Annotated in this window: 15 protein-coding genes and 1 pseudogene; 13 read left to right on the top strand and 3 right to left on the bottom strand. The window is 67.4% G+C overall.

What is annotated here, in order from left to right; genetic code table 11:
• Positions 1-1,304, bottom strand: a 1,304-nt coding sequence (locus tag B1A78_RS13190; RefSeq protein ID WP_077147422.1) for a glycerol-3-phosphate dehydrogenase, incomplete at its 3' end; no start/stop codon positions are given.
• 185 nt (positions 1,305-1,489) lie between these two features.
• On the opposite strand from B1A78_RS13190, the gene zwf reads away from it, so the two are divergent.
• The 11 genes from zwf to B1A78_RS13135 all read left to right on the top strand — a co-directional run bounded on the left by zwf (position 1,490) and on the right by B1A78_RS13135 (position 16,007).
• Complete coding sequence (zwf, locus tag B1A78_RS13185; RefSeq protein WP_256838239.1) at positions 1,490-2,893, top strand: glucose-6-phosphate dehydrogenase; 1,404 nt, start codon at positions 1,490-1,492, stop codon at positions 2,891-2,893.
• A 206-nt stretch (positions 2,894-3,099) separates the two neighbouring features.
• Positions 3,100-4,941, top strand: coding sequence for a phosphogluconate dehydratase (gene edd / locus B1A78_RS13180; protein WP_077147420.1), 1,842 nt, complete (start codon positions 3,100-3,102; stop codon positions 4,939-4,941).
• Positions 4,938-5,555, top strand: a complete 618-nt coding sequence (gene eda / locus B1A78_RS13175) for a bifunctional 4-hydroxy-2-oxoglutarate aldolase/2-dehydro-3-deoxy-phosphogluconate aldolase (protein ID WP_077147419.1) — start codon at positions 4,938-4,940, stop codon at positions 5,553-5,555. Before edd ends, eda begins: the two co-directional genes overlap by 4 nt.
• An 84-nt stretch (positions 5,556-5,639) precedes the next feature.
• Positions 5,640-7,211 (top strand): HAD-IB family hydrolase, encoded by a 1,572-nt coding sequence (locus tag B1A78_RS13170; RefSeq protein ID WP_077147418.1) that lies wholly within the window; start codon positions 5,640-5,642, stop codon positions 7,209-7,211.
• A 138-nt stretch (positions 7,212-7,349) separates the two neighbouring features.
• A complete protein-coding gene (locus B1A78_RS13165) occupies positions 7,350-9,659 on the top strand; it encodes a glycerol-3-phosphate 1-O-acyltransferase (protein ID WP_256838236.1) in 2,310 nt (769 codons plus the stop codon).
• A gap of 1 nt (position 9,660) precedes the next feature.
• On the top strand, positions 9,661-11,250 hold the full coding sequence (locus tag B1A78_RS13160; RefSeq protein ID WP_077147416.1) for a wax ester/triacylglycerol synthase family O-acyltransferase: 1,590 nt from the start codon (positions 9,661-9,663) through the stop codon (positions 11,248-11,250).
• Positions 11,251-11,273: 23 nt separating this feature from the next.
• Entirely contained in the window at positions 11,274-12,722 is a 1,449-nt protein-coding gene (locus B1A78_RS13155) for a DUF3336 domain-containing protein (RefSeq protein ID WP_077147415.1), read from the top strand.
• Between the two features lie 2 nt (positions 12,723-12,724).
• Positions 12,725-13,585: an alpha/beta hydrolase gene (locus B1A78_RS13150; protein WP_077147414.1), complete on the top strand. Its 861-nt coding sequence runs from the start codon at positions 12,725-12,727 to the stop codon at positions 13,583-13,585.
• Positions 13,582-14,514: an alpha/beta fold hydrolase gene (locus tag B1A78_RS13145; protein ID WP_077147413.1), complete on the top strand. Its 933-nt coding sequence runs from the start codon at positions 13,582-13,584 to the stop codon at positions 14,512-14,514. Before B1A78_RS13150 ends, B1A78_RS13145 begins: the two co-directional genes overlap by 4 nt.
• Before the next feature lie 38 nt (positions 14,515-14,552).
• Entirely contained in the window at positions 14,553-15,554 is a 1,002-nt protein-coding gene (locus tag B1A78_RS13140; protein ID WP_077147412.1) for an NAD(P)H-dependent glycerol-3-phosphate dehydrogenase, read from the top strand.
• A gap of 114 nt (positions 15,555-15,668) precedes the next feature.
• On the top strand, positions 15,669-16,007 hold the full coding sequence (locus B1A78_RS13135) for a hypothetical protein (RefSeq protein ID WP_077147411.1): 339 nt from the start codon (positions 15,669-15,671) through the stop codon (positions 16,005-16,007).
• A 103-nt stretch (positions 16,008-16,110) separates the two neighbouring features.
• Here B1A78_RS13135 and B1A78_RS13130 read toward each other — a convergent pair whose 3' ends face one another.
• Together B1A78_RS13130 and B1A78_RS13125 are read right to left on the bottom strand one after the other, a co-directional pair.
• On the bottom strand, positions 16,111-16,812 hold the full coding sequence (locus B1A78_RS13130) for an anti-sigma factor (RefSeq protein ID WP_077147410.1): 702 nt from the start codon (positions 16,810-16,812) through the stop codon (positions 16,111-16,113).
• Positions 16,809-17,297: an RNA polymerase sigma factor gene (locus tag B1A78_RS13125; protein WP_077147409.1), complete on the bottom strand. Its 489-nt coding sequence runs from the start codon at positions 17,295-17,297 to the stop codon at positions 16,809-16,811. Before B1A78_RS13125 ends, B1A78_RS13130 begins: the two co-directional genes overlap by 4 nt.
• Before the next feature lie 108 nt (positions 17,298-17,405).
• Here B1A78_RS13125 and B1A78_RS13120 point away from each other — a divergent pair, with 108 nt between their 5' ends.
• On the top strand, positions 17,406-18,662 hold the full coding sequence (locus B1A78_RS13120; RefSeq protein ID WP_077147408.1) for a S8 family serine peptidase: 1,257 nt from the start codon (positions 17,406-17,408) through the stop codon (positions 18,660-18,662).
• Between the two features lie 94 nt (positions 18,663-18,756).
• Positions 18,757-19,136 (top strand): annotated as a pseudogene (locus tag B1A78_RS13115) (hypothetical protein); the annotation flags it as partial.

Below are 19,136 nucleotides of genomic sequence, written 5' to 3'. Positions count from 1 at the left end.
ACGCTGCGGCGGGCTTCGGTGCCATAGGCCTTGACGATGCGGTCGACCGTCGGCGCGGGCAGGAAGGGGTGCGCGAGCTTGATCGCGGCCTTGAGCGCGGCGGCGCCGTCGGTCGGGAAATCGCCGCCGGGCAGCGGCTTGCTCCCCGTCCAGGGCTTGCCCGACAGGGCGTCGATATGCGGCGCCAGCGTGTCGACCGCTGCCTCGGCGACATGACGATAGCTGGTGATCTTGCCGCCATAGATGGTGAGCAAGGGCGCGCCCGCGTCGCGGTCGAGGTCGATGCGATAACCGCGCGTCGCGGCTTCGGGGCGCCCCGATCCGTCCTCGAGCAGCGGGCGCACCCCCGAATAGGTCCACACGACATCGGCGGGGGTGACGGGCTCGCGGAAATAGAGGCTCGCGCCTTCGCACAGATAGGCGATTTCTTCGTCGCTCGCCTTCACGTCGCCGAGCGGGCCGTCATGGTCGAGGTCGGTGGTGCCGATCAGCGTGAAGTCGCGCTCATAGGGAATGGCGAAGAAGATGCGCCCGTCGGGAAGCTGGAAGAAATACGCATATTCGTGCGCGAACTTCCTGCGCACGACGATATGCGAACCGCGCACCAGCCGCATTTTATGGTCGGGTTCGGCATCGGCACGCTTCAGCAGGTCGAGCACCGCCGGCCCCGCGGCGTTGACGACGCTGCGGCCGGTGAAGCGCTCGGTCTGGCCGTCTTCGCCGCGCGTCTCGACCACCCATAGCCCGTCCTCGCAGCGCAGGGCCTCGGCGCGGGTCCGGGTGCGGACCTCGGCACCATGGTCGGCGGCATCGCGCGCGTTGAGCGCGACGAGCCGCGCATCGTCGACCCAGCCGTCCGAATATTCGAAGGCGTGGACATATTGGCCCTGCAGCGGCCCGCCCGCGGCATGATGGCGCAGGTCGATCGAGCGCGTCGCGGGCAGCTTCTTGCGCCCGCCGATATGGTCGTAAAGGAACAGCCCGAGCCGCAGCAGCCAACGCGGGCGCAGCCCGGGGCGGTGCGGCAGCACGAAGCGCAGCGGCCAGATGATATGCGGCGCGATGCCCCACAGGATCTCGCGCTCCTTGAGCGCCTCGCGCACGAGGCCGAATTCATAATGTTCGAGGTAGCGCAGCCCGCCGTGGATCAGCTTGGTCGATGCCGAGCTGGTCCCCTGCGCCAGGTCGCCCGCTTCGAGCAGCAGCACGCGCGCGCCGCGCCCCGCGGCATCGCGCGCGACCCCGGCGCCGTTCACGCCGCCGCCGATCACGATGACATCATAGGGGAGGGGGCTGTCGGACATCGCCGATCCCTATGGCAGCGTTGTCGGATTTGCCAAGGGGCGACATCGTATGCGGCCTACGTATGCGCGTTGCATTCGCGCCGCCCCTCCGCCATTTCTGACGGCGGATATCCAAGGGGACGATCGTGAGCGTCAAAGTCGAGACATTGATCCTGTTCGGGGCAACGGGCGACCTGGCGCAGCGCATGCTCTTTCCCTCGCTCTACAATCTCCACCTCGACGGGCTGCTTGCCGACGAGCTGTCGATCGTCGCGTCGGGCCGGTCGAAGATGGACCGCGCGGGTTGCCACGACATGGTGCGCACCGCGCTCACCGAACATCTGCCCGTCGACCGGCTCGACGCCGCCGCGGTGACCGCCTTCCTCGATCGCATCGATTATTGCTCCGTCGATGCGGGCGCGGGTACCGGCTACGGCGACCTCGCCGCACAGCTCGGCGACCGGCTCGGCCGCCCGATCGGCGCCTATCTTTCGACCCCGCCGTCGATGTTCGGGCCGATCGCACAGGGGCTGAAAGGCGCGGGCATCGCCTGCACCGAATGCCGCATCGCGATGGAAAAGCCGATCGGCCACGACCTCGCCTCGTCGCACGCGGTCAATGCCGAAGTCGGCGACGCCTTTGCCGAAGACCATGTGTTCCGCATCGACCATTATCTGGGCAAGGAAACCGTCCAGAATTTGCTCGCGCTGCGCTTCGCGAACATGTTGTTCGAGCCGCTGTGGAACGCGCAGGCGATCGACCATGTCCAGATCACCGTCGCCGAGACCGTCGGCCTCGAAGGCCGCGTCTCCTATTATGACGGCGTCGGCGCATTGAAGGACATGGTGCAGAACCATATGCTCCAGCTGCTCGCGATCATCGCGATGGAGCCGCCCGCCAGCGTCACCTCGACCGCGGTGCGCGACGAAAAGGTCAAATTGCTCCGCAGCCTGCGCAAGATGAAGCCCGAGGATGCGAAGCTGCACAGCGTGAAGGGCCAGTACAGCAGCGGCGCGGTCGGCGGCGCGGCGGTGGCGGGCTATGCCGACGAGCTCGGCCGGCCGTCGAACACCGAGACCTTCGTCGCGATCAAGGCCTTCATCGACAATTGGCGCTGGAAGGGCGTGCCCTTCTATCTCCGCACCGGCAAGCGCATGCCCGAGCGCAAGTCGGAGGTGCTGATCCAGTTCAAGCCGGTGCCGCACAATATCTTCGCGCGCGTCGGCGCGCCCAAGCTCGACGCCAACAGCATGATCATCAACCTCCAGCCCGAGGAAAATATCCGGGTCAAGGTGATGGCGAAGCAGCCCGGCCTCGACCGCGACGGCGTGAAGCTGAAAGAGGTGACGATGGACGTCTCGCTCTCGCACAGCTTCGCGGGCGAGCGGCGGCGGATCGCGTACGAGCGGCTGCTGCTCGACTTCATCGAGGGCGACCAGACGCTGTTCGTGCGCCGCGACGAGGTCGAGGCGCAATGGCAATGGATCGATTCGATCCGCGACGCCTGGGCCGCGGTCGACCTCGCGCCGCAAAGCTACACCGCCGGAAGCTGGGGCCCGAGTTCGGCGATCGCGCTGATCGAACGCGACGGGGCAAGCTGGCATGACTGAGCGTTTTTCTTTCCTTCTCCCCTTGCGGGAGAAGGATACGAAGCCTTGCGCCGGAGGCGCTAGGCGCACTTGGATGAGGGGGCTGCGAGCCACAGGCTCGCGCGGTCGCCGAGCGACCGCAACCCCTCACCCAGCTTCGACTAGGCAGCAGGCTGCCAAGTCTGCGCATCCCTCTCCCGCAAGGGGAGAGGGGATTGGATTTTCTGATGACTGACCTCCACCCCACGATCGTCGCCGTCACCGACCGCATCATCGAGCGCAGCCGGCCGCGCCGCGCCGCATACCTCGACCTGATGGAGCGGCAGCGCGAGGCCGGCACCAACCGCGGCAATCTGTCATGCGGCAATCTCGCGCACGGCTTTGCCGCGGCGGGCGACGACAAGGGCGTCATTCGCACCGGCGCGGCGATGAACATCGGCATCGTCACCAGCTACAACGACATGCTCTCGGCGCATCAGCCCTACGGCCGCTACCCCGAGCAGATCAAATTATTCGCGCGCGAGGTCGGCGTCACCGCGCAGGTCGCGGGCGGCGTCCCGGCCATGTGCGACGGCGTGACGCAGGGGCAGGCGGGCATGGACCTGTCGCTGTTCAGCCGCGACAATATCGCGCAAGGTACGGTGATCGCCTTGAGCCACGCAATGTTCGAGGGCGCGCTGCTCCTCGGCATCTGCGACAAGATCGTCCCCGGCCTGCTGATCGGCGCGCTGCGCTTCGGGCACCTGCCGCAGATATTGATCCCCGCCGGGCCGATGCCCTCGGGCCTCGCGAACAAGGAAAAGCAGCGCGTCCGCCAGCTCTATGCCGAGGGCAAGGCGAGCCGCGACGAACTGCTCGAGGCCGAGGCGGCCTCCTATCATGGCGCGGGCACCTGTACCTTCTACGGCACCGCGAACTCGAACCAGATGATGATGGAGCTGATGGGGCTGCATATCCCCGGCAGCGCCTTCACCAATCCCGGCACGAAGCTGCGCCAGGAACTGACGCGCGCCGCGACACACCGCATCGCTGAGATCGGCTGGGACGGCGACGATTACCGCCCGCTCGCGCGCTGCGTCGACGAAAAGGCGATCGTCAACGCCGCGATCGGGTTGCTCGCAACCGGCGGTTCGACCAACCATGCGATCCACCTGCCCGCGATCGCGCGCGCGGCGGGGATCGTCATCGACTGGCAGGATTTCGACGAGCTGAGCCACGCGGTGCCGCTGCTCGCGCGCGTCTATCCGAACGGCGCCGGCGATGTGAACAATTTCCACGCCGCGGGCGGGATCGGTTATGTCGTGCGCGAATTGCTCGATGCCGGGCTGCTCCACGGCGATGTGCTGACCGTCGGCGGGACGATGGCTGATTATTCGGCCGAGCCCATGCTCGCGGACGACGCCTTGCACTGGCAGGCCGCACCGGCGGAAAGCCGCGACGACACGATGCTGCGCCCCGTCGCCACCCCCTTCTCGCCCGACGGCGGCATGCGGCTGCTCGCGGGCAATCTCGGCCGCGCGATCATCAAGACCAGCGCGGTTGCCGAGGATCGCTGGACGATCGAGGCGCCGTGCCGGATCTTCGACACGCAGGATGCCGTGCTGTCGGCGTTCAAGGCGGGCGAACTCGACCGCGACGTGGTCGTTGTCGTCCGCTTCCAGGGCCCGCGCGCCAACGGCATGCCCGAATTGCACAAGCTGACCCCCGCGCTCGGCGTGCTGCAGGACCGCGGTTTTCGCGTCGCCTTGCTCACCGACGGGCGGATGTCGGGCGCGAGCGGCAAGGTGCCGGCGGTGATCCATCTGTCGCCCGAGGCGCTGCCGGGTCCCGACGGCGTCAGCGGCCCGCTCGCCTTCCTCGCCGACGGCGACGTCGTGCGCGTCTGTGCGCGCAAGGGCGAGGTGCTGGCGCTGGTCGATCCCGCGATCTGGGCTGCCCGCAGCCCCGCCGCGCCGCCGCCGCCCGCAGTGGGTGTCGGGCGCGAATTATTCGCCCTGTTCCGATTTCACGCCGACGAAGCCGAAAAGGGCGGGTCGGCGGTCCTTGCCGCCATGGAGTGTATTTTGTGAGCCAATCCATCGACCAGATCATGGCGCTCGCGCCCGTCATTCCCGTGATCGTGATCGACCGGGTCGAGGATGCGGTGCCGATGGCCGAAGCGCTCGTCGCGGGCGGACTGCCGGTGCTCGAGGTTACCCTGCGCACCCCCGCCGCGCTCGATGCGCTCACCGCGATGAAATCGGTCAAGGGCGCCGTGGTCGGCGCGGGCACCGTGCTCAACCCCGCGATGTTGAACAGCGCGATTCACGCCGGCGCCGAATTCATCGTTTCGCCGGGCCTGACCGACAATCTCGGCAAGGCGGCGGTGGCAAGCGGCATTCCCTTCCTGCCCGGCACCGCCAATGCCGGCGACATCATGCGCGGCATGGACCTCGGGCTCGACCGCTTCAAATTCTTTCCCGCGATGACCAGCGGCGGCATCCCGGCGCTCAAGGCGCTCGCCGGGCCTTTCGGCCAGGCGCGCTTCTGTCCGACCGGCGGCATCACGCTAGAGAGTGCGCCCGACTGGCTCGCGCTCGGAGCCGTGCGCTGCGTCGGCGGCAGCTGGGTCGTCCCGTCGGGCCCGCTCGATCCGGCCCGGATCGAGGCGCTGGCACGCGAAGCCGCAGCGCTCGCGGGCTGACGAATTGGACGCATTGATTAACCCCATCTTACCTGTCATCGTGCAGGGATAAGCGGCAATATAGCCGTTGGTGGGGAGACAGGCGTGCCGAGACCGCAGCCGCATCTGGAAGAAGTTCTCGCGTCCGAACCCGGATCGCATATCGCCGCGCTGTTCGATTTCGACGGCACGATCATCTCGGGCTATTCGGCGACCGCGATGCTGCGCGAGAAATTCCAGCGCCGCGAAATGTCGGTCGAGGAAATCGCCGAAACCGCGCAGGTCGTCGCGCAGCACAGCCTCGGCCAGCTCGGCTTTTCGGGGCTGATGTCGGCGGCCGCGAAATTCATGAAGGGCGTCGAGGAAGAGAGCTTCACCGAGTTCGGCGAAGAACTCTACAAGAAGCATATCGCGCGCAAGATTTATCCCGAGACTCGTGCGATCATCGAGGCGCATCAGGCGAAGGGCCACCGCGTCGCGATCATCTCGTCGGCGACGATCTACCAGATCGAACCCACCGCGCGCGACCTCGGCATCAGCGACATCAAATGCTCGGCCTATGAGATCGAGGATGGGGTGTTCACCGGCGACATCATCCGCCCGCTTTGCTTCGGCGAGGGCAAGGTGCTCGCCGCCGAAGAACTCGCCGCCGAATATGGCCTCGATCTCGACCAGAGCTTTTTCTATTCGGACAGCGACGACGATATCGAACTGCTCGAACGCGTCGGCAAGCCGCGCCCGCTCAACCCCAATATGAAGCTCAAGGGCATCGCCGACGAGCGCAACTGGCCGGTGCAGCGCTTCGCGAGCCGCGGCACGCCGTCGTGGGTCGACTATACGCGCACCATCTACGCCACCGGCTCGCTCGTCGGCGCCTTCGCCGCGGGGCTGCCGATCTGGGCGCTGACGCGTTCGCAGCGTGAGGCGGCGAATTTCTCGATCGGGCTGTTCGGCGATTTCGCGACCGCGATCACCGGGGTCGAATTGGAGGTCGAGGACGAAAAGCATCTCTGGTCGTCGCGCCCCTGCGTCTTCATCTTCAACCACCAGAGCAAGGCCGATGTGATGATCCTCGCCAAGCTCATCCGCCGCGACATGGGCGGGGTGGGCAAGAAGGAGATCAAGGACATCCCCATCCTCGGCAAGCTGATGGAATGGGGCGGAACCGTCTTCGTCGACCGCGCCGACGGCAAGAGCGCGATCAAGGCGATGGAGCCGCTGGTCGACGCGATCAGGCAAGAGGGCAAGTCGATCTGCATCTCGCCCGAGGGAACGCGCAGTCTGACCCCCAAGCTCGAACCCTTCAAGAAGGGCGCCTTCCACCTCGCGATGCAGGCCGGCGTACCGATCGTCCCGATCGTGATCCACAACGCCACCGACGTCGCGCCGAAGAACGAGTTCGTGATGCGACCCGCGACGGTGCGCGTCACCGTGCTGCCGCCGGTCGACACCTCGGACTGGACGCCGCGGACGATCAACACGCATGTGCGCGATGTGCGGAACATGTTCCTGCGCACGCTGGGCCAGCCCGAGGAGAGCGTCGCGGAATCGGTCGCGACCGAGCCGCCGCCCGAGGCACCGGCCAAGAAGGCACCGAAAAAGGCCGCGGCGGAGCCCGCCGCCAGAAAGAAGTCGCCTGCCAAGAAGCCGCCTCCCCGAAAGGAAAAGAAGGCCTAGCCGATGTTTCACCTCGTCATTGCGAGCGAAGCGAAGCAATCCAGGGCGGGATACGCCACACTGGATTGCCGCGTCGCTTCGCTCCTCGCAATGACGGTGGTCTAGACTATGGCCGACGGTACGCCCCGCACCCAAATCTTGGCGGAGGACGCGGCCGAGCGGCTCTATATCATCGACGCGCGGAACGGCGTCGAACGCAAGCTGCTGCTCGACTGGATCCACGCGACCGCGGGCGACGCCGAGCCCGCCTGGACCAGTCTCGACATCGAGGACGGCGACCATGCGCTTCCCGTCGACATGCTGCGCGCGCGGCTCGGCGGAGCGGCGTCGCGGCAGGTCGTGCCGCTGCGCGTCGCGTGGCGCATACCGGGGTTTGACCGCGACCGCGCGCTCAAATTCCGCCACCTGATCTTCGGCGACCCGCGCCATCCCGGCCCGATCCGGTCGCGCCTGATCCTGCTTCGCGACCGGCGCCGCGCGCAGATATTGGTGGGCGAGGCGGCCTCGCTCGATACGCTGCGGACACGCTATTGCGCGCAGACCGGCGGCGGCGACGGCGAAGGAACCGACAGCCCCGAATTCGCCGGCTTCGTCGCGCGGCAGGCGGCGCTCGCGCTCGACGTCGCCGAACGCGGGGTGCGCGGCACGCGCTACAAGGTGCCGCGCTTCGTCGCCGACAGCCTGCGCACCAATCCCAAATTCCGCGCCGCGCTCGCCGACCTCGCCGCGACGCTCGGCCGTCCGGTCGGCGATCTCTACCGCGAGGCACGGCCGCTGATGAAGGAGGTCATCGCGCGGCCCTCCGCCCTGTTCCTCGACCTGCGCGCGCGCGTCGACCGGATGATGTTCGGCGGCTATGCGCCCGAGATGGAGATCGACGCCGCCGAACTCGCGCGGCTGCGTTCGATCCTGCGCGAGCATCCCACCGCGATCCTCTTCACGCACAAGACCTATATCGACGGCGCCACCCCCAGCCGGCTCGCCTATGAAAATGACCTGCCGATGCTGCACCTGTTCGGGGGCGCGAACCTCGACATTGCGGTGATGGGCGAATTCTACCGCCGATCGGGCATGATCTTCGTGCGCCGCAGCTTCCAGGACCAGCCGGTCTACAAGCTCGTGCTGCGTCACTATATCGCCTGGCTGCTCGCGAAGCGCTTCCCCTTGAGCTGGGCGTTCGAGGGTACGCGCTCGCGGCTCGGCAAGCTGATGCCGCCGAAATATGGCCTGATGAAATATGTCCTCGACGCCGCGCATGCGACGGGGACCAAGGGGGTGCATTTCGTGCCCTTCGTCACCAGCTTCGACCTGATCCTCGATGTCGAGGAATATGCCGCCGAACAGACCGGCCGCGTGAAAAAGGCCGAAAGCCTCGGCTGGTTCGTCGGCTATATGCGCAACCTCAAAAAGCCCTCGGGGCGCATCCGGCTCGACATCGGCAAACCGGTGGTGATCGACGATGCCCCGGGTCCCGAGGACAAGCGCGCGCTCGAAAAGATTGCCTTTTCGGTCGCGGTCGAGGCCAATCGCGTCACCCCGCTGACCGTCTCGTCGGTGATGTGCCTGATCCTGCTCGGCACCGCGCCGCGCGGCGTCACGGCCGGCGAACTGCTCGCGACGATCGGCGCGGTGAAGGAGTGGGCAGAGGCGCGCGGCGTGCGGCTGAGCAAGGAACTCGAAAGCGCCGACGACCGGGCGCTGTCGGCGACGGTCGATACGCTTGTCGAGAGTGGCCTCCTCACCCGCTACGAGGCGGGCAGCGAGAATGTCTATTCGATCGACCCCGCCAAGCATCCGATGGCGAGCTATTACCGCAACATCATCGTCCATCATTTCCTCGATCGCGCGATGATCGAGATCGCACTGTTCCAGCTCCGCGACGCCGACAGCGGCGATGCGACGACGGCCTTCTGGGCGCATGTCGATCGCCTCCGCGACCTGTTCAAATTCGAATTCTTCTATCCGCCACGCGATGAGCATCATGCCGCGATCAAGGCCGAACTGGCGCGCATCGATCCGACCTGGGCGAAGCGCCTTGCAAGCGGCGACCGCGGCGTCGCGCAGCTCATCCGCCGCTGCCAGCCGCTCGTCGGCCATGCGGTGCTGCTCTCCTTTGCCGAGGCCTATTCGGTCGTCGCCGATATCTTGTCGCGCGCGGCGGTGGGCGAGGCGGTCGACGAGAAGGCACTCGAGACGGCTGCGCTCGCCGAGGGCAAGCAGGCCTATTTGCTGCGCCGCGTCAGCAGCGAAGCGGCGATCGGGAAGCTGCTCTTCGCCAACGGCCTGTCGCTGATGCGCCACATGGGCCTCGCTGAACCCGCGACGCCCGACATCCTTGCCGCGCGCCGCGCGTTGCTGATGGAACTGCGCGGCCTCGCCAACGTCATGGAATCGATGCGCCTTGCCACCTTGGCGCTCGCGGACCGATTGCCGCCACCGGGAGAGTGACATGCTTAAACAGCTCAGCGCGCAGGACGCCCAGTTCCTCTATACCCAGACCGCGAACAATCTGACGCACATCATGGGGGTCTATATCTACGACCCCTCGACCGCGCCGGGCGGCTTCGTGCGCTTCAAGGACATCATCCGCCACGTCGAGAGCCGCGTCGATACCTCGCCGCTGTTCAAGCGCCGCCTGCACCGGCTGCCCTTCGACATGGACCATCCCTATTGGGTCGAGGACGAGCATTTCGATATCGAGGCGCATATGAGCCATGCGCGCTTGCCCGAACCCGGCGACTGGCGGCAGTTCTGCATCGCGGTCGCGCGCTATTTCTCGAAACCGATGGATATGAACCGCCCGCTGTGGGACATTTATATCATCGAGGGGCTCGACCGGATTCCGGGGATCCCGAAGGGCAGCTTCGCGATGCTCCACCGCGTGCATCATGCCGCGGTCGACGGCGCCTCGGGCGCACACGCCTTCATCGCGATGAGCGATATCGATGCCCACGGCACGCCGGCGATTGCCGAGCCGCCGCCGTCCGAAGACCTTGGCCGCGCGCCGTCGAGCGCCGAGACGCTGACCCGCGCCTGGTCGGCGTCGATGCAGTCGCCGGTCAAGTTCGTGAACGCGCTGCTCAAGGTCTCGCCCGCGATCGTCGCCTCGGCGCGCAAGTCGATGGCCGAGGGCGGGATGACCGCCGGGGTGCCGGAGACGCGCTTCAACGCGCCGGTCGGCCCGCACAAGATGTTCGACGCCACGACGGTCGCGCTCACGGATGTCGCCGAGATCCGCAAGAAGGTGCCGGGCGCGACGGTCAACGACGTCGTGCTCACCACCGTCGGCGGCGCGCTGCGCAAATATCTCGCGAAGCACAAGGAACTGCCGAAGGAGAGCCTCGTCGCGGTCGCGCCGATCAACCTGCGCGGCAAGGACAAGGGCGCGGGCAAGGCCTCGACCCCGGGCAACCAGGTGTCGGCGATGAGCGTGCCGATCCGCACCGACATCGCCGATCCGCTCGACCGGCTCGCGGCAGTGCGCGACTATACCGTCGAGGCGAAGGAGGCGAAGGCCGGCGTCAGCGCGCGGATCATGACCGACCTGTCGCAGCATATTCCCGGCGCGACGATGGCGGCGGTCGCGCGCATCCTGACCAGCGAGCGTTTCGCGGTGCGCGGCACCAACCTCTTCATCTCGAACGTGCCCGGCGCGCAGGTGCCGCTGTACCTCGCGGGCGCGCAGCTCGTGCAGCAGCATGGCATGGCGCCGCTCGCGAACAATATGGGGCTGTTTATCGCGACCCCCAGCTATAACGGCCGCATCGCCTTTTCGATCATCGGCGAGCGCGCGATCATGCCCGACATCGCCTTTTTCCGGACCTGCATCGACGAGAGTTTCGCCGACCTGATGGCGGCCGAGCCGAAGCCCGAAAAACCGGCGCCGAAGCCCAAAGCCGCTACGGCAAAGCCGAAACCCGCCCCCAAGCCCAAGGCCGCCGCCAAGCCTGCGGCCAAAAGCGGGACGAAATCGCCCGCCAAGCCCGCGCGGAAACCGGTTGCCAAAGGCAACGCAACCCGCAAGACTCCGAAAAAATAAACCATGTCTTGCAGGACGACTAGATGCTCTTCACTCCGACGCTCAGCGCCGACCGCGATCTCGTGACCGCGCCCGACTATGCCGCCTGGTCGAAAGCCGCGCGCGAGCATGACCGGAAATCGGGGATGCAGGCATGGCGCGACGCCGACGAGAGCAAGCATTTCGATCATAAGGCGATCCGGGCACGGCTCGAACGGCTGCGCGCGCTGTCGGCGGCGGGCGACGTCAAGGGGCTGCTCTTCGTGCTCAACGAGGGCATCCACGGCAATATCGACGGCATGGGACACGAACGCCTCTATTCGAAGGCGCGCTTCGGCACGAAAAAGCTGATCGAGGATTATATCGCCGAGGTCGTGTCGGCGCTCGACAAGATCGCGGTATCGCGCAGCATCCCGCGCGAGGAAAAGCGCGACTTCTTCCGCCGCGCCCAGCATTGCTACGGCCGCTCGGCGCTGCTCCTGTCGGGATCGGGCAGCTTCCTCTTCTTCCACATCGGCGTCGTGAAGGCGCTGTGGGAAGAGGGCGTGCTCCCCGCGATCATGTCGGGCGCCAGCGGCGGGTCGATCGTCGCCGCGGTGGTGTGCACGCGCAAGGATGCCGACATCGGCGCCTTCCTCGCCAGCGACCGGCTCGCCAATCCCGCGCGCAGCCCCGACACGCGCCGCCTCGCGCCCGACGAAGTGCGCGACCGGCTCGCCGACCTGATCCCCGACCTGACCTTCCAGGAGGCCTATGAGATCAGCGGCCGCCATCTCAACGTCTCGGTCGCACCTGCGGAGAAGCACCAGAACGGCCGCCTGCTCAACGCGATCACCGCGCCCAATGTGCTGATCCGCGAAGCCGTGCTCGCGTCCTGCGCGGTGCCCGGCGTTTTCCCGCCGGTGATGCTGATGGCGCGCGACGACAAGGGCGAACGCGTGCCGTACCAGCCCGACCGGCGCTGGGTCGACGGATCGGTGACGCACGATATTCCGACCAAGCGGCTCGAACGCCTCTATGGCGTCAACCATCATATCGTCAGCCAGGCGAACCCGATCGCGCTGCCCTTCGCGAGCGACACGCGCAAGCAGATGGCGCCGATCGAGGCCATTCAACACGCGTCCATGGCGACCTTCAAGGCGTGGCTCAACGCGAATATGGTGATCTTCCAGAAGCCGCTCGAACTGATCCCGCCGCTCAACAGCGTCGCCAACCTCGCGCGCTCGGTGATCAACCAGGAATATACCGGCGACATCAACATCATCCGCCCGCCCAAATTCTGGTCGCCGACCAAGATCCTGTCCGACCTGGCGCAGGAGGATATCGACGAACTGATCGACACCGGCCAGCGCACCGCCTGGCCCAAGGTCGAAATGGTGCGGACGCAGACCGCGATCAGCCGCGCGCTCGAGGGCATTTTGGCAAAGATCGACAAGGCCGGCGACGACGGCCCCGGCCACCGCGCCGCCGCGTTGAAGAAAGCCGTGCGCTGACTATGGCGACGGGCGCGCTCGTTCTGCCGCAGGGCTCGGCGGGTGCGGGCGCCGCGCTGCACGTCACCCACTGGTTGCCCGAGGGACGGCCCAAGGCGGTCGTGCTTCTCGCGCATGGCTATGCCGAACATGCGGGGCGCTATTGCCATGTCGCGAAGCGGCTGACCGATGCAGGCTATGCCGTCTATGCGATCGACCATTGGGGGCATGGCCGGTCGGACGGCACGCCGGGTTTCGTGCCGCGCTTTTCGGCCTTCACCGACGGGATGGCCGAGCTGCTGACCTTGGTCGAGGTCAATCATGGCGACACCCCGCGGCTGCTGCTCGGCCACAGCATGGGCGGACTGATCTCGACCTTGTTCCTGATCGAGCGCCAGTCGGCGTTCGTCGCCGCGGCGCTCTCGGGCCCCGCGATCGTGCCGGGCGCACCGCCCTCGCGCTTCACCGTCTGGATCAGCCGGTTCCTCTCGCGCTTCTTCCCGCGCCTCGGCGTGCTCGCGCTCGACGCGAATGGGGTGAGCCGCGATCCGGCGGTGGTCGCCGCTTACTTGGCCGACCCGCTCGTCTACACCGGCAAGATCGGCGCGCGGCTCGGCAAGGAATTCATGGACGCGATGGCTGCCGCGCAGGCGGGGGCGCCGAAGATCACGCTGCCGATCCTGCTCCAGCATGGCGAAAAGGACAGCCTCGCCGCGGTCGCGGGGTCGCAATATCTGTTCGACCATGTCGGGTCGGCCGACAAGACACTCAAAATCTACCCCGGCCTGTTCCACGAAATCTATAACGAGCCCGAACAGGCTGCGGTGCTGGGCGATCTCGTCGGCTGGTTCGATGCGCGTGTCGGGCAAGGAACGCCCGCATGAGAATCCTCCTCGTCCTGGTCTTCGCGCCGCTGATCTCGCTCGCCTTGCTCTATTTTCTCTTCCCCGGCCGGCTCGTCGCTTTCGGGCGCTGGGCGCTGCGCAAGCGCGGCGGCACGGTGCAGAAACAGGTGACCGTCGAGGGCCGCGACTGGCCCTATCTCGAGGGCGGCGATCCCGCGAAACCCTTGCTGCTGCTCGTCCATGGCTTTGCCGGCGACAAGGATAATTGGTCGATGATCGCGCCCTATCTCACGCGCGATTATCATGTCATTGCGCCCGACCTGCCGGGCTTCGGGCAGAATGAGCGCAACCCCGAGCTCGCCTATGACATCGCGGCGCAGACCGCGCGGCTCAAGCAATTCGCCGATGCGCTGGGGCTGGAACGTCCGCATGTCGCGGGCAACAGCATGGGCGGCTGGATCGCGCTGCGTTACGCGCTCGACTATCCCGACGCGCTCGCCAGCCTCACCCTGCTCAACAACGCCGGAATCAATGGCGCGAACGAGAGCGATCTCCAGAAACAGGCCGCGAACGAGGATTATAATCCGCTGGTGCTGGCGAGCCTCGAGGACGCCGACCGGCTGGTCGCGATGGTCGTCCACAAGCCGCCCTATCTGCCCAAGCGGCTCAAGCCCGTCTTCTACGCCGATGCGCTCAAATATCGCGACCAGCTCGACGCCATCTTCTGGATCATCGCGACCGAGGGCCGCGACCATCCGCTCAACGACCGGCTCGGCGAGGTCAAAGTACCGACGCTGATCATCTGGGGCCGCCACGACCGGCTGCTCGACGTCAGCTGCGTGCCCGTGCTCGAAGCCGGCATCGCCGGCAGCCGGAGCCACATCTTCGAACATGTCGGCCATGTCCCGATGATCGAGGACCCCAAGGCGACCGCAGAAGTGATGAAGGGCTTTCTTGCCAAGCACTGATTGTGCCGCCACTCTCCGGTAAAACACGGGAGAGGTTCATGCGGTTGAAGGTGGGGCTGCTCGGCGGGGGAAGCTGGGGCACGACGGTGGCGGCGGTGGTGTCGCGCAATGCGCCGATCACCCTGTGGGCGCGCGATGCCGAGACGGTCGAGGGCATCAACGGCGCGCGCGAGAACAGGAAATATCTCCCCGGCATCACGCTGCCGTCGGCGCTGCGCGCGACGAACGACATGGCCGCGGTGGTCGCGGGCGCCGACGTCCTCGTCATGGGCGTCCCCTCGCACAGCTTTCGCGGCGTGCTCGAGGAAGCGAAGGCGCATTTGCGCCCATGGGTCCCCGTCATCAGCCTGACCAAGGGCCTCGAACTCTCCTCGGGCAAGCGCATGACCGAACTGATCGAGGAAGTGCTGCCCGGCCACCCCGTCGGGGTGCTCACCGGGCCGAACCTCGCGCGCGAGATCATGACCGGGCAGGCGGCGGCGAGCGTGCTGTCGATGGAGGACGAGATCGTCGTCCGCGCGCTCCAGCCGGTGTTCCACTCGGGGCTGTTCCGCGTCTACACCAACACCGACCTGCTCGGCTGCGAGCTTGGCGGGGTGCTCAAGAATATCATCGCGATCGCGGTCGGCATGGGCGACGGGCTCGGTGCGGGCGACAACACCCGCTCGGCGCTGATGACGCGCGGGCTGGCCGAGATCACCCGGCTCGGTGTCGCGATGGGCGGGCGCGCCGAAACCTTCGCGGGCCTCACCGGCATGGGCGATCTGATCGCAACCTGCACCAGCCCGCTCTCGCGCAACCGCCATGTCGGGGTCGAACTCGGCAAGGGCCGCAAGATCGACGACATCATCGCGGGCATGAACATGGTCGCCGAGGGGGTGAAGAGCGCCCCGACGGTAATCGCGCTCGCCGAAAAGCACGGCCTCGCGATGCCGATCGCGCAGGATGTCTATGACGTGACGCAGGGCAAACGCGACGCGCAGGAGGTGTTTCGCGGGCTGCTCCGCTCGTCGGTCGGCGACGAAGCGCACCCCGGTTGAGGCGATTCCACCGCGAGCCGTTCCGAATCTTCGTCGAGCCGGGAAGAAAATCGCGGTCTGGCTCGTTCCTTCTCCGACCCCCGGCAACGGGACGTGTCAATCAGGAGATGGACGATGAAAAAATGGACCACCCTCGCAATCCTTCTGGCTCTCCCCGCCAGCGCGGCGGTCGCTGCCGTGCCCTATGCTTCGATGCCGGCGGGTTTCGAGCGCCCCGAAATCCGCACCGCGCCGATCGCCGGCGTCGTCAACCAATATTGGTATAATTACAAAGCCGACATCATGGAGGCCGAGAAGGAGCTGGTCAGCGACTTGCGCCATGCGACCGACCGCGAGGATCGCTGGGATGCCTGGGACGAATGGACCCAGGAGGTGACCGATGCCGACAAGGATTATGTCAAGGAAATGCGCAAGAAAGGCTATCGCAGCGGCCGCGTGACGGTCGGCGGCTGAGCCGCGCCACAAGCTTCCCCGGGAGCGAAACTTCCGGGTCGCAAGGGAAGGGCGGGTGTCACATGGGGCGCCCGCCCTTTCTCTTGCGTGTGTCCCCGATCGCTCAGCGCCAGCCCGCGGCGCGGGCCTTGCTCTCTGCCACATCGTCGAAGGCGTCGCCCGCCATCATCGCCGATGCTGCGGCGGCGAGTTCGCCCGAGCCGGCTTGCCGGTAATCGCCTTGGCGGCTTCCCGGCATCGTGCGTTCGAGCATCCATTCGTCCGCCGCGCGGCAGCCGATCCCCGCCAGCGCCGCGCTCTCGAAGCTGCGGCACGCGCGCCCGGTCCGGTCGCGGAAGGTGAGGCCGATGCGGATCGGCGCGTCGGCGCGCTGGTTCGACGCCAATTGCGTATCGAGCGCGGTGGCGAGCGCGCCCGACGCCACCAGCACGCCGCTTTCGGTCGCGACGTCGGCGGGTGCGCGCCATGGCTGGGTGCCGAGCGTCAGCCCGAGGATGAGCGATGCGGCGATCGCGCCCCAGTGCGCCGGCGCAAAACGCGTGCGTTTCGCCTCGCGGCGTGCGGCGAGGCTGGTGTCGGCGGCGGGCGTTTCGGTCTTTGCGAGCAGCTTCAGAAACGTGTCGGGGATAGTCTCGTCGACGACGGGGCCATAATGGCGATGCAGCCGGTCGGTGAGCGCGCGGTGGCGCGCGATCTCGGCGGCGAGCGCGGCATCGGTTTGCGCCTCGCGTTCGATGCGGCGCGCGGTCAGGTCGTCGAGCTCGCCGTCGACGAAGGCTGCGATGGTCGCTTTGTCGAAACTCATGCCGCCTCTCCCAGCATATGCATCAGCGTGTCGCGCCCGCGCGCGAGGCGCGAGGTGATCGTGCCGATCGGTACATCCAATATCTCCGCCGCTTCGCGATAGGCATAGCCCTCGACCAGCACCAGGATCACGACCTCGCGCTGCTCGTCGGGCAGGCGCGCCATCGCGCCGTCGATGTCGCCGCGCAGCGCGCCGGCCTCGACGCTGTCGGCGGTATCGCCGGCAATCTGGACAGCGTCGTCGTCGATCGGGGCATGGACCCCGCGCCGGCCGCTCGCGCGGCGCTCGTCGATCCACAGGTTGCGGGTGATGCGGTACATCCAGCTGTCCAGTCTCGTTCCTTGCTGCCATTGGCCCTGCGACTTCAGCGCGCGCTCGATCGCCGCCTGGCACAGGTCGTCGGCGTCGGCCGCGCTCCCCGCCAGCCCGCGCGCGAAACGGCGCAGGCGCGGCAGGATTTCGATCAATTGGTCCTCGAAGCGCATATCCGCCTTTTTATCGTGCGGGGAAGAAACGACCGCCTTCTATCGTTTCTTCCCTATCCTGCTAAAAAAATTCCGGAGAAATCGTCTCCGCCCCGACAAGGATGAAGAATGCGATTGCTGGCCGGCCTGTTTCTGCTTCCGCTGATGCTGACCGCCGGCGCCGGACAGGCGCAGATCGCGGTGCCGCTGCCCGACGCCGGACGGATCGTTCCGTCGCTGCCGAAGCTCGACATCGACCCGCTGGCGACGACGCGCGAGACGCTGGAGCGGTTGCGGCTCGATCGCATCACCGGGCTGCTGCGCGACCATGGCGACCGGATCGAGGTCGACCGCAACGGCGAACCGGCGGTGCGCGGCGTGCTCGTCGCGACCGGCGTCGATGCCGCGATGACCGCGCGTGCGGCGGGCGAAGGCTTTGTCGTGATCGACCGCGAGCGGATCGACGGCCTCGATCTCGAGATCGTGCGGTTCGCGGTGCCCAAGGGGCGCAGCCTGGCGCGCGCGCAGAAACAGCTCGGCAAATTGCTGCCCGATGCGGCAATCGACGCCGACCATCTCTATTTTGCGAGCGGGACGGCGGGGTCCGGCGGCGTCCTGCCGGGCGCGGCGCTCGCGAGCACGGCGGGCGACGGCAAGGCATCGCTCGGCCTGATCGACGGCGGCGTCGCGGCGCATCCCTCGGTTGCCGGGCGTGTCGAGCAGCGCGGCTTTGCAAAGGGCGCCCCGACGGCGAGCCGCCATGGCACCGCGGTCGCCTCGCTGCTGATCGGCAGCGGCGCGGTGCGCGGTTCGGCGCCGGGGCAAAGGCTGCGCGCCGCTGACGTCTATGGCAGCGACCCCGCGGGCGGCAATGCCAGCGCGATCGCGCGGGCGCTCGGCTGGCTGGTCGAGGGCGATGTCGCGGTGACGACGATCAGCCTTGTCGGTCCCGACAATGCGCTGCTGCGCACCGCGGTAGCGCGCGCGCAGCAGCGCGGCATGCTCGTCGTCGCGGCGGTCGGCAACGACGGCCCCGCCGCCCCGCCTTCCTATCCCGCCGCCTATCCGGGGGTGCTCGGGGTGACCGGGGTCGATGCCAGGGGGCGCGTGCTGCCCGAAGCGGGACGCAAGACCCCGGTCGATTTCGCCGCGCCGGGCGACGATGTGCGCGCGGCGACGGGCGCGACGTCGACCGAGCGGCTGCGCGGTACCTCCTTCGCGGCGCCGCTCGTCGCGGGGCGGCTGCTGCATTTCTATCCCGCCCCCGCCGTCGGCCGGATCGAGGCGTCGGTGACCGCGCTGATCGGCGAGGCGCGCGACCTCGGCAAGAAAGGCCGCGACGATGTCTATGGCCACGGGCTGATCTGCGGCGATTGCGGGCGCTGAATCGCGCCGGTCGATTTTTTCGGGAAGAAAATCGAAACCATCGTCGTTCTCCTGCCAGGCCCGCCTTTCGGGCCGCAAGTTCAGGAGAAGAGACATGGCCCACCGTATTATTCTTTCGACCCTCGCGCTCGCCGCTTCGGCGATGGCGCTGTCGGCCCCCGCCTCGGCGCAGCTGCTCGGCGGCGGTGGCGGGCTGACCGGCGGGCTTGGCGGCAGCTTGGGCGGCACGCTCGGCGGGCCCAGCGGTCCGGTCGGCGGTACGCTCGGTTCGACGGGCGACATCACCGGCTCGGGCCGCGGCGAGGCCAAGGTCGATCGCCGCTCGGGCCGCGTCCAGGGCAATGGCCAGGGCGAAGCGCGCGGCAAGGGATCGGCCGACGGCAATGGCCAATTGCTCGGCAATGCGATCGGCGGAAATGCTGCGGGCGAGGGCGGTGCATCGGGTCAGGGCGCGCTCGACGTGCAGGCGGTCGG

This window comes from Sphingopyxis sp. KK2 (assembly GCF_001990265.1).
Lineage (GTDB): Bacteria > Pseudomonadota > Alphaproteobacteria > Sphingomonadales > Sphingomonadaceae > Sphingopyxis.
Note: the sequence above shows the minus strand (reverse complement) of the source record. Positions and strands in the feature narration are given on the sequence as shown.